This is a genomic window from Novosphingobium sp. (genome assembly GCF_027486195.1).
GTDB lineage: Bacteria > Pseudomonadota > Alphaproteobacteria > Sphingomonadales > Sphingomonadaceae > Novosphingobium.
Window position 1 is genome coordinate 1 of the sequence record NZ_JAIXPP010000065.1, and the last position, 10,120, is coordinate 10,120.

General features: G+C 67.0%; 7 protein-coding genes and 1 pseudogene. 6 read left to right on the top strand and 2 right to left on the bottom strand.

All coding sequences use genetic code 11. The features are described 5' to 3' along the window. Positions 1-165, top strand: a pseudogene (locus Q0071_RS12490) (acetyl-CoA carboxylase carboxyl transferase subunit beta); the annotation flags it as partial. 150 nt (positions 166-315) lie between these two features. After that, a complete protein-coding gene (locus tag Q0071_RS12495) occupies positions 316-1,623 on the top strand; it encodes a folylpolyglutamate synthase/dihydrofolate synthase family protein (protein ID WP_298169661.1) in 1,308 nt (435 codons plus the stop codon). 194 nt (positions 1,624-1,817) lie between these two features. Here the strand turns inward: Q0071_RS12495 and Q0071_RS12500 are convergent, their stop codons facing one another. Next, complete coding sequence (locus Q0071_RS12500; protein WP_298169644.1) at positions 1,818-3,527, bottom strand: MFS transporter; 1,710 nt, start codon at positions 3,525-3,527, stop codon at positions 1,818-1,820. A gap of 101 nt (positions 3,528-3,628) precedes the next feature. Between Q0071_RS12500 and Q0071_RS12505 the strand changes: the two genes are divergently transcribed. Genes Q0071_RS12505 through rsmD form a run of 3 tightly spaced genes read left to right on the top strand, consistent with a single transcriptional unit; the run spans position 3,629 to position 6,616 of the window. Continuing rightward, positions 3,629-4,783, top strand: a complete 1,155-nt coding sequence (locus tag Q0071_RS12505; RefSeq protein ID WP_298169646.1) for an aromatic ring-hydroxylating dioxygenase subunit alpha — start codon at positions 3,629-3,631, stop codon at positions 4,781-4,783. 31 nt (positions 4,784-4,814) lie between these two features. Then, the gene (locus tag Q0071_RS12510; protein WP_298169649.1) at positions 4,815-6,068 is read left to right on the top strand and encodes a pseudouridine synthase; all 1,254 of its coding nucleotides are present in this window, start codon (positions 4,815-4,817) and stop codon (positions 6,066-6,068) included. After that, positions 6,068-6,616, top strand: a complete 549-nt coding sequence (gene rsmD / locus Q0071_RS12515) for a 16S rRNA (guanine(966)-N(2))-methyltransferase RsmD (RefSeq protein WP_298169652.1) — start codon at positions 6,068-6,070, stop codon at positions 6,614-6,616. The genes Q0071_RS12510 and rsmD overlap by 1 nt, the downstream gene beginning before the upstream one ends. Before the next feature lie 102 nt (positions 6,617-6,718). Here the strand turns inward: rsmD and Q0071_RS12520 are convergent, their stop codons facing one another. Further along, positions 6,719-7,984: an MFS transporter gene (locus Q0071_RS12520; RefSeq protein ID WP_298169655.1), complete on the bottom strand. Its 1,266-nt coding sequence runs from the start codon at positions 7,982-7,984 to the stop codon at positions 6,719-6,721. Between the two features lie 111 nt (positions 7,985-8,095). Between Q0071_RS12520 and Q0071_RS12525 the strand changes: the two genes are divergently transcribed. Further along, on the top strand, positions 8,096-10,120 hold a 2,025-nt coding region (locus Q0071_RS12525; RefSeq protein WP_298169658.1), incomplete at its 3' end, for an ATP-dependent helicase.

Consider the following 10,120-nt stretch of genomic DNA (forward strand, 5'->3'; position numbering starts at 1 on the left):
CAGCGCGTGATCCAGGACACGATCCGCGAAAAGCTCCCCGAAGGCTTCCAGCGCGCCGAATACCTCCACGCGCACGGCATGATCGACATGGTCGTCAGCCGCCACATGCTGAAGGCCACCCTCGCCCGCACCATCGGCTACCTGATGGCGGCGCAGGCGGCTTAAGCGCAAAGGGCAGGGATTTCTTCACGGACGGGTCTCAACCCCATCCCGTTCGTGTCGAGCGAAGTCGAGACACCATACGAAGCACTTGGTGTCTCGACTTCGCTCGACACGAACGGAACCTTGGTTGTCATCGAATCGGACCAGCGTTCCATGCGCGACTTCGCCATTTCCGAAAACCAGCGCGTGCAGGCGCAGCTCGACCGTCTCGGCGCACTGTCCCTGCCCCAGGGTCGCCTCGGCCTCGATACCGTACGCGAGATCTGCGCGCGCCTCGGCAATCCGCAGCGCCGCCTGCCGCCGGTGTTCCACGTCGCGGGCACCAACGGCAAAGGCTCCACCTGCGCCTACCTGCGCGCGATCCTCGAAGCGCAAGGCCTCGTCGTCCACACCGCCACCAAGCCGCATCTGGTGCGCTACAACGAACGCATCCGCATCGCCGGAAAACTCATCAGCGACGAAAGCCTCGCCGATTTCCTCGAACGCGTTCTCGATGCCGCCGCAGACCTCGGCCCCAGCTTCTTCGAAGTCACCACTATCGCCACCTTCCTCGCCTTCGCCGAGACACCGGCAGACGCTTGCGTCATCGAAACCGGCCTCGGCGGCAGGCTGGACGCAACTAACGTCCTCGAAAACCCCGCCGTCTGCGGCATCGCTACCCTGGGCATCGACCACGAGTCCTTTCTGCTGGTGCCGGAGGAAGGCACCCCCGCAGAGCCCCTTGCCCGCATCGCCTTCGAAAAAGCCAGCATCGCCAAGCCCGGCGCGCCGCTCGTGGTGCAAAGCTATGCCGCAAGCCCGCTCGCCAGCGTTCTCGCCACCGCGAGCCACATCGGCGCGCCCGTCCACCTGCGCGGCCGCGACTGGTGGGCCGAGGTGGGCGAGGCGATCCACTACCGCGACGCGCATGGTACGCTCGAACTCCCGCTCCCTTCGCTGGTTGGCGCGCATCAGGCCGATAACGCCGCGCTCGCCGTAGCCATGCTGCGCCACCAGAGCGTCGTTCCGGTCACCTCCGAAGCGATGGCAAAGGGCATCCGCGCCGCCCACTGGCCCGCCCGCCTCCAGCGCCTCGGCCCGGGTCCGCTCTCCGCGCTTGCGGGCGATCGCACCGTCTGGCTCGACGGCGGCCACAACCCCGACGCGGGGCAAGCCATCGCCCGCCATTTCGCCGATAGCCCGCCGCTCCATCTCGTCATGGGCATGCTGACGAGCAAGGACCCCAGCGCCATCCTGCGACCGCTCGAAGGCCGCTTGGCTTCGGTCTCCATCGTCCCCGCCCCCGGCCACGAAGCGCACACGCCGGAGGATTTCGCGCCTTTCACCTCGCTGCGCGTGCACAGTTTCGCCAATGTGGCCGAAGCCCTCGCCGCGCTGCCTCCAGAAGGGGATGTCCTGATCGCCGGCTCGCTCTACCTCGCGGGCGATGTGCTGAAGCGCAACGACGAAGCGCCGGACTGAACCGCAGCGCGAGCACCCTTCGACAAGCTCAGGGTGAGCGAGGTTTGTGATTGCGGAAAAACCAAGATCCGCTCGTCCTGAGCGGGGTTTGTGATTGTGAGAAGGACCAAGACGCGCTCATCCCGAGCAAGGTCTGGTTTACGAAAAGCCTAAGGCCCGCTCATCCTGAGCTTGTCGAAGGATCAGGCGCAACGTCAGACTTCGGTGGGAACAACCACCACCACCTCGCGGCTCACCCGCACCCACTCCAGACACACGAACAGCACCGCCACCAGCCCCGCCGCCGCCGTCCAGCGAAACACCGTCGCATAGCCGTAGAGATCGAACGCCTCCCCCGCGATCCCGCGCCCGAGCGAGCCAATCAGGAACGTCAGCGACGACATCAGCGCATATTGCACCGCCGTGTAGCGCTTCGAGACGATGCCCGAGAGATAGGCCACGAAGGCCGCCCCCGCGATGCCGGTCGAGATGTTCTCGAACGAAATCGCCAGCAGCAACCGCACCATGCGCGGATCGAAGCCGAACAGCGCGAACAGCCAATGCAGCCCCAGCGTCTGCCCCACCGCATCGATATGCACCGCGCCCTCGGCCAGATCGGCATAGACGAAATTGCCCAGCATTGGCAGGATTGCGCCGATCAGGATCGTCGGCATCCGCCCCAGCCGCAGGAACAGATAGCCGCCCAGGCTGATCCCCGCGATCGTCATGAAAATACCAAAGAGCTTGGAGGCGAAGGCCACCTCGTCCTTCGAATAGTGCAGGAAATCGAGGTAGAACGGGAAGGCAAAACTCGACCACACGTTGTAGCACAGCGTGTAGGTCAGGATCATGCCGATCACCACCAGCACCCCCCAGCCGAGCCGCGCCACCAGTTCGGCCAGCGGCGAAATCAAGGCAACATAGAGATGGTTCGCAGCCGTCCGCGCAGGGGAAACGCTGCGGTCAGGTTCGGTCAGCACCGCGCGGCCATTCCGCTTCAGCACATTGGTGGTCGCGGCTACCAGCAGCGGCACGGCCACCGTCGCCAGCACGATCAATGGGGCATATTCGCGCGTGAAATCGCCAACCGAGGGGTGCTTCTCGCCCGGCCCCAGCGGGCTCAGCATCGTCACCATGAAGCGGATGATCGTGCCAATGGCCCAGGCCCAGCTCGTGCCGACGATCAGCAGCGCCAGCCACCGCGCGCGTGGTTCCAGTTCACCCGGCTGTGCCAGCGCCTCGTGCAGGGTGCCCTGCTCGGGCCGCGGCGTATCGGGCGCGCGCAGGGTAACGATGCAGATCACCCCGATCAGCCCCGCCATCAGGCAATAGACCAGCGGCCACGACATCCGCCCCGCCAGCACCAGCGCCAGCGCGCCGCCGACAATCGAGGCAATCCGGTAACCGAACTGGTAGATCGAAGAGAGCAGCTCGACCGGCGTATCCGCGTCCGCCACATCGATCCGCCAGGCATCCACCGCCACGTCCTGCGTCGCCGAAGCCAGCGCGGCGAGGAAGGCGAACAGCGCAAAGGTGCCGATGGCATGCGCCGGATCGGTCGCGGCGAGGCCCGAAAAGCCCAACACCATCGTGATCTGGCACAGCAGGATCCAGCTCTTGCGCCGCCCCAGCGCCTCCAGCCCCGGCAGCGCCATGCGGTCTACCAAGGGCGACCACAGGAACTTGAACGAATAGGAAAGCCCGATCCATGAAAGCACGCCGATGGTCGCAAGATCGATCTTCACCTCGCCCAGCCAGGCATTGAGGGTGCCGATCAGCAGCGCGTAAGGCAGGCCGGACGAAAACCCGAAGCCCAGCATCGTGGCGGATTTGCGCGTCGCCAGCGCGATCATCAGCAGCCGAAAGCCCTTGGGGCGCGGCGGCTTCTCCGCTTCTGCTGTTGTCGATGCCCCGGTCGAAGCCATGCGAAACCCTTGTCCCCGCTTTCAATTTACCCTGCATGCTAAGCGGCAAATTGCGCTATGCCTAGCGGCGGAGAGTGATGAAATCCGGGGAGAGCCGCGAAATGGCCACCACTGAACGAGCGAAGCGGCCCACGGATGGCCAGCTGGAACTGGCCCGTCTTGTCGCGGCAGGCGCGGGCCGCAAGGGCACGGCAATCAGCCACGTGCCCGCCAGCGTCTATACCGACCCCGCACACTGGGCGCGTGAGAAGGCGGCGCTGTTTGATCGCTTCCCGCAAGTCCTCGCGCCATCTGCCCTGCTGCCCGAGCCGGGCATGGCCGTGCCCCACGATGCCACCGGCCGCCCGCTGCTCCTAACCCGCGATACCGCCGGCAAGCTGCACGTCTTCATGAACGTCTGCCGCCACCGCGGCACGCGGCTGGTCGAAGGCGGTGAGGTGCAATGCGCCAAGCGGCTCGTCTGCCCCTATCACGCCTGGACCTACGGCACCGATGGCAAGCTCCTCGCGCTCCCGCGCCCTGATACGTTCCCCGGCCTCGACCAGCCCGCATTGGGCCTGATCGAACTGCCCAGCCTCGAAGCCGGCGGCCTGATCTGGTTCGCGCCCCAACAGACAGATTTCGCGCAGGCGACCGAGATCAGCGCCGATTTCGCCGCCGCAGACCTTGGCGCGCACCATCTCTACGCCCGCCGCACGCACCGGGTCGCCTCCAACTGGAAGCTGATCATGGACGCGTTCCTCGAAAGCTACCACGTGCAGCGCCTCCACGCCCGCACCATCGGCCCCTATTTCAAGGACGGGGTGACGGCGGGCGACGAGGTCGGCCCGCACATGCGCTCGCTGGTCGGCCGCGCGACCGAACTCGAAGGCCTGGATCTGGCGGACTGGCCCGCGCTGCGCCGTGTCGCCACGTTTGCCTACCAGCTCTTTCCCGCCACCGTCATCGTGATCAGCCCGGACTACGTGAACCTGATGACGATCATGCCGCAGGCGCACGATCTCACCCTCGTCGAGGACTTCATGCTGATTGCCGAAGCCCCGGCCACCCCCAAGGCCGAGGACCATTGGCGCAGAAGCTGGGAACTGCTCGACGGGCAGGTCTTCGGTTCGGAAGACTTCCGCGCTGCCGAACTCGGCCAGCAGGGCCTCGCCACCGGCGCGGTGCCCCAGCTCACTCTCGGCACGCTCGAAGGCGGCATCCGCCGTTTCCACGAAATCTGTCAGCGTGAGATCGCCCTTCACGAAGCAGGGTGACGGCGCGCACTCTCCGGCGTAAGGGCTAGCCATGGCATTCCCCCCCAAAGACAGGAGCGGCCGCCCGGGAAGGCCCGCGGCTCCTAACGCTGCAGGCTCACGCCGCAACCCGGCAGCCCCCGCCCCCTACAAGATCCCCAAGCCGCGCCTGCCCAAGGCCGCCGCCGTGCCGCAGACCCGCGCGCTGGCGGAAGATGGCACCCCGCGCGAAGGCGACCGGATCGCGAAGCTCCTAGCCCGCGCCGGCGTCGCCAGCCGCCGCGAGATAGAACGCTATATCGCCGAAGGGCGCATCGCGCTCGACGGCGAGGTGATCACCACCCCCGCCACGATCCTCAAGAACCTGCGCGGCGTCACGGTAGACGGCAATCCCGTCGCCGCCCCGGAACCGCCGCGCCTGTTCATGTTCCACAAGCCCTCGGGCCTGATCACCGCCGAGCGCGATCCCACTGGCCGCCCGACGATCTACACCGCGCTGCGCAATGCCCTGCCCGAAGGCGCGGGCCGCGTGATGCCGGTCGGCCGGCTCGATATCAACACCGAAGGGCTGCTCCTCCTCACCAACGACGGCGAATTGAAGCGCGCGATGGAACTGCCCGCCAATGCCGTGCCGCGCACCTACCGCGCGCGCACGTTCGGCGATGTCTCGCAGATCCAGCTCGACGATCTGATGCAGGGGATCGAGATCGAGGGCATCCACTACGGCCCGATCAACGCCAATCTCGAACGCAGCGCCGGCCGCAACAAGTGGATCGAGCTGACCCTCACCGAAGGCAAGAACCGCGAAGTGCGCCGCGTGCTCGAGCATCTCGGCCTCGAAGTCTCGCGCCTGCTGCGCCTGCGCTATGGCCCCTTCGATCTCGGCGAACTGCCGCGCGGCGGCGCTGAGGAAGTGCCGCAGGTCGTGGTCGAACGCTTCCGCAAGGGCCTCGCCGGCGATCACGCCACCCGCGTGCAGCAGGCCGTCCACGCCGGAAAGGCCTATGCGCCGCGCGCGCCGAAACCGGTTGAGGAAGCCGCCAAGCCCGCAAGGCCGGCGCGCCCGCTGCGCGAGCCCGAACGGCCTTCGCGCGCGCGCGCCGAACGTGTGCGGCCTTCCGCCGATGCTGGTCAGTTTGTCGCCAAGCCTTCCGCACCCAAGCAGCCCGCGAAAACCTATCCCAACCGGCCTTATGCCAAGGCTCCCGCCGAGGCGCCGTCACCCGGGCCCGATCAACGCGCGCCGAGCAGGACACTGCGCAGTTCGCCCAGAAAGCCCGGCGGGCGGCCCGGAGCCAAGCGCTGATGCTGCGGATCATTGCCGGCACCTGGCGCGGTCGCAAGCTCTCGGCCCCGGCGGGCGACACCACGCGGCCGACCGCGGACCGTACGCGCGAAACGCTGTTCTCGATGCTCACCAGCCGCCTCGGCAGCTTCGAGGAGCTCACGGTTGCGGACCTCTTCGCAGGCTCGGGCGCGCTCGGCCTCGAAGCGCTTTCACGCGGCGCGGCCAAGGCCGTGTTCGTGGAGCAGGACGCCGCCGCGATCCGCGCGTTGCGCGCCAATATCGCCGCGCTTCATGCGCAGGCGCAGTGTGACGTGCGCGCCGCCTCGGTCCTCGCGCTCGGCCCCGTGCCTGCGCCGCTCGATGTGGTGATGCTCGATCCGCCCTACGGCTCGGGCGCGGGCGCAGTTGCCATAGACCGCCTGATCCGGCTCGGCTGGATCGGCCCCGGCACTTGGGTCAGCCTCGAAACCCACGCGGACGAACCCGCCGGTGTGCGCGCGCTGGAAATCGATGCAGAGCGCAAGGTCGGCAAGGCAAGGCTGACGCTGATGCGGGTAGCGGGATAACCCCTCCGCCTTCGCTACGCTCAGGCAATACGGTCCTCCCCATTTCTGCGCAGCACAAATTGGGAGGTGGCCCGCCGCAGGCGGGTCGGAGGGGTATTCTCTCTAAGCCTGACGCGGCGCCATCAGCACGCCCACCAGCGTCACCACCCCCGCCGCTGTCAGCACAAGGCCCGTCCAAACCACGCCGCCATTGGTCGCCAGCCATGCCGCGCCCAGCGGCGCCAGCGCTCCGCCGACGATCCCGCCCAGATTGAACGCCAGCGAAATGCCCGTATAGCGCACATCCACCGGATAGAGCGACGGCAGCCACGCCCCGATCGGGCCGTAGCACAGGCCCATCACGAACAGCGTGGCCGAGAGCGTCAGGAACAGCACAGGCAGCGATCCCGCCGCAAGCCCGCTGCCGAAGCCAAGGCCCACCAGCCCAGTCAGCGCCGCCCCCACCGCCATTACCAGCCGCGGTGAGGCGGCATCGGACCACCAGCCCGAAACCACGATGCCGATCGCAAACACCACGTCCGCGCCCAGCTGGATCGCCAGCACCGTCTCGCGCGGGTAACCCAGCTTGGTCGTCGCGAATGAAAGCGCGAAGGTGGTAGCAAGATAGAACAGCGAAAAGCACGCGATCACGCCCATCGTGCCCGCCAGCACCGCGCCGGGATGGTCGGCCAGCAGCTTGCCCAGCGGCACGCGCGGCGGCGGCGCGGCTTCGAGCGAGGCCTTGAACGCGGGCGTCTCACCGATACGCAGCCGGATCCACAGCCCCAGGATCACCAGCAGCGAACTCGCCAGAAACGGCACGCGCCAACCCCAGCTGAGGAAGTCCGATTCGGACAGGAAGAGCCCCAGCAGAAGGAACAGCCCATTGGCAAACAGGAACCCCAGCGGCGCCCCCAGCGGCGCGGCAATGCCGAACCGGGCTTCCATGCCTTTCGGCGCATTTTCGACCGCGAGCAGCGATGCCCCGCCCCATTCACCGCCAAGGCCGAACCCCTGGCCAAAGCGCAGCAGGCACAGCAGCGCCGGCGCCACCCAGCCCGCCACCGCATAGCCGGGCAGGAAGGCCACCAGAAAGGTCGAGACACCCATCAGCAGCAGCGAGACGACCAGCGTCGACTTGCGCCCGATCCGGTCCCCGAAATGGCCGAACGCCACCGCGCCCACCGGACGGGCAAAGAACGCGATCCCGAAGGTCATCAGTGCCAGCAGCGTTTGCGCGGCCTGGCTCTCGGCGGGGAAAAACAGCGGCCCGATCACCAGCGCGGCGGCGGTGCCGAAGATGTAGAAATCGTAGAACTCGACCGCCGTGCCGACGAGGCTGGCCATAAGCACACGCGCGTGGACCACGAACGGATTTGCAGTGTTCATATATCCCCTACCCCGGCTTCATGGGTGCCATGCCCGCTCGCTTCGGTTGGCGCAACCAGCCTCCTCCCCGCAGACTTGCACGCACCGGCGAAGTTCCCTACTTGTTCCGGTGTGACGCTTGTAACCGCACCTGATTCCGCCCCTCCCGGCCAGCAATGGCTCGATGGCCTCAATCCCCCGCAGCGCGAGGCCGTGCTGACGACCGAAGGCCCCGTGCTCATGCTGGCGGGCGCAGGCACCGGCAAGACCGCCGCGCTCACCGCGCGCCTTGCGCACTTGCTGCGCTCGCGCCTCGCCTGGCCTTCGGAAATCCTCTGCGTCACTTTCACCAACAAGGCCGCGCGCGAAATGCGTGAGCGTGTCGGCCAGCTGATCGGCCCCTCGGTCGAAGGGATGCCGTGGCTGGGCACGTTCCACTCGGTCGCCGCCAAGATGCTGCGCCGCCATGCCGAACTGGTCGGCCTGCAAAGCAGCTTCACGATCATCGACACGGATGACCAGCTGCGCCTGCTGAAGCAGCTCATTCAGGCCGAAGGGATCGACGACAAGCGCTGGCCCCCGCGCCAGCTTGCCGGCCTGATCGACCGCTGGAAGAATCGCGGCCTCGGCCCCAAGGACTTGGATGCGCTCGACAACGAGGCTTACGCAAACGGCAAGGGCTCGAAGTTCTACGCCCTCTATCAGGACCGCCTGCGCGCGCTCAACGCCTGCGATTTCGGCGATCTCACGCTCCACATGCTCACCATCTTCAAGCAGCACCGCGAAGTGCTGGAATCGTGGCAGGGCCGCTTCAAATACGTGATGGTGGACGAATATCAGGACACCAACGCCGTCCAGTACCTCTGGCTGCGCCTCCTTGCGCAAACGCGCAAGAACATCTGCGTGGTGGGCGATGACGACCAGTCGATCTACTCATGGCGCGGCGCAGAAGTCGCCAATATCCTGCGCTTCGAAAAGGATTTTCCCGGCGCCAAGGTGATCCGGCTGGAGCAGAACTACCGCTCCACCCCGCATATCCTCGCCGCCGCCGGCGGGGTCATCGCGGAAAACAGCCAGCGCCTTGGCAAGACGCTGTGGACCGAGGTGAACGGCGGCGACAAGGTCCGCGTCATCGGTGTGTGGGACGGCCCGGAGGAAGCCCGCCGCGTGGGTGAGGAGATCGAGCGGCTGGAGCGCGAAGGCGCCCCCTTGGACCGCATCGCCATCCTCGTGCGCGCCTCGTTCCAGACGCGCGAATTCGAAGACCGCTTCATCCAGATCGGCCTTTCCTACAAGATCGTCGGCGGCTTCCGCTTCTACGAGCGCGCCGAGATCCGCGACGCGCTCGCGTACTTGCGCGTCATCGCCTCCCCGCAGGACGACCTGGCGTTCGAGCGCATCTACAACGCCCCGAAGCGCGGGCTGGGTGACAAGACGCTGGAAAAGCTCCACCGCCACGCCCGCGCACGCAATATCCCGCTGGCCGCCGCCGCGATCGAGCTGTGCGATACGGACGAACTCCCCGCCCGCGCCCGCGCCACGCTCGCCAGCCTGATGCGCAGCTTCGTCGGCTGGCGCGACGGCATCGCCACGCTCACCCCCGCCGAACTGATGCGCACCGTGCTCGACGAAAGCGGATACACCGCCGCGCTTCAGGCCGAAAAGAGCACCGAAGCCTCGGGCCGCCTCGAAAACCTCGTCGAATTGGCCCGCGCGATGGAGGAATACGAAACGCTCGGCGATTTCCTCGAACACGTCAGCCTCGTGATGGACAACGACGCGGCGGCGGACACCGAGAAGGTCACCGTGATGACCATCCACGCCGCCAAGGGGCTGGAATTCGACAATGTGTTCCTCCCGGGCTGGGAAGAAGGCGTGTTCCCCTCGCAGCGCGCGCTCGATGAAGGCGGTCTCGCCAGCCTCGAGGAAGAACGCCGCCTCGCCTACGTGGCGATCACCCGCGCGCGCAAACGCTGCACGATCCTCCATGCCGCCAACCGCCGCATCTACGGCCAGTGGACCAGCTCGATCCCCAGCCGCTTCGTCGGCGAACTGCCCGCCGATCACATCGAGGAAGAAACCACGATGAGCGGCGGCGCCTCGCTCTGGCGCGCGCAGTGGTCCGAACACTCAGACCCCTTCGCGCATGTCGCCAGC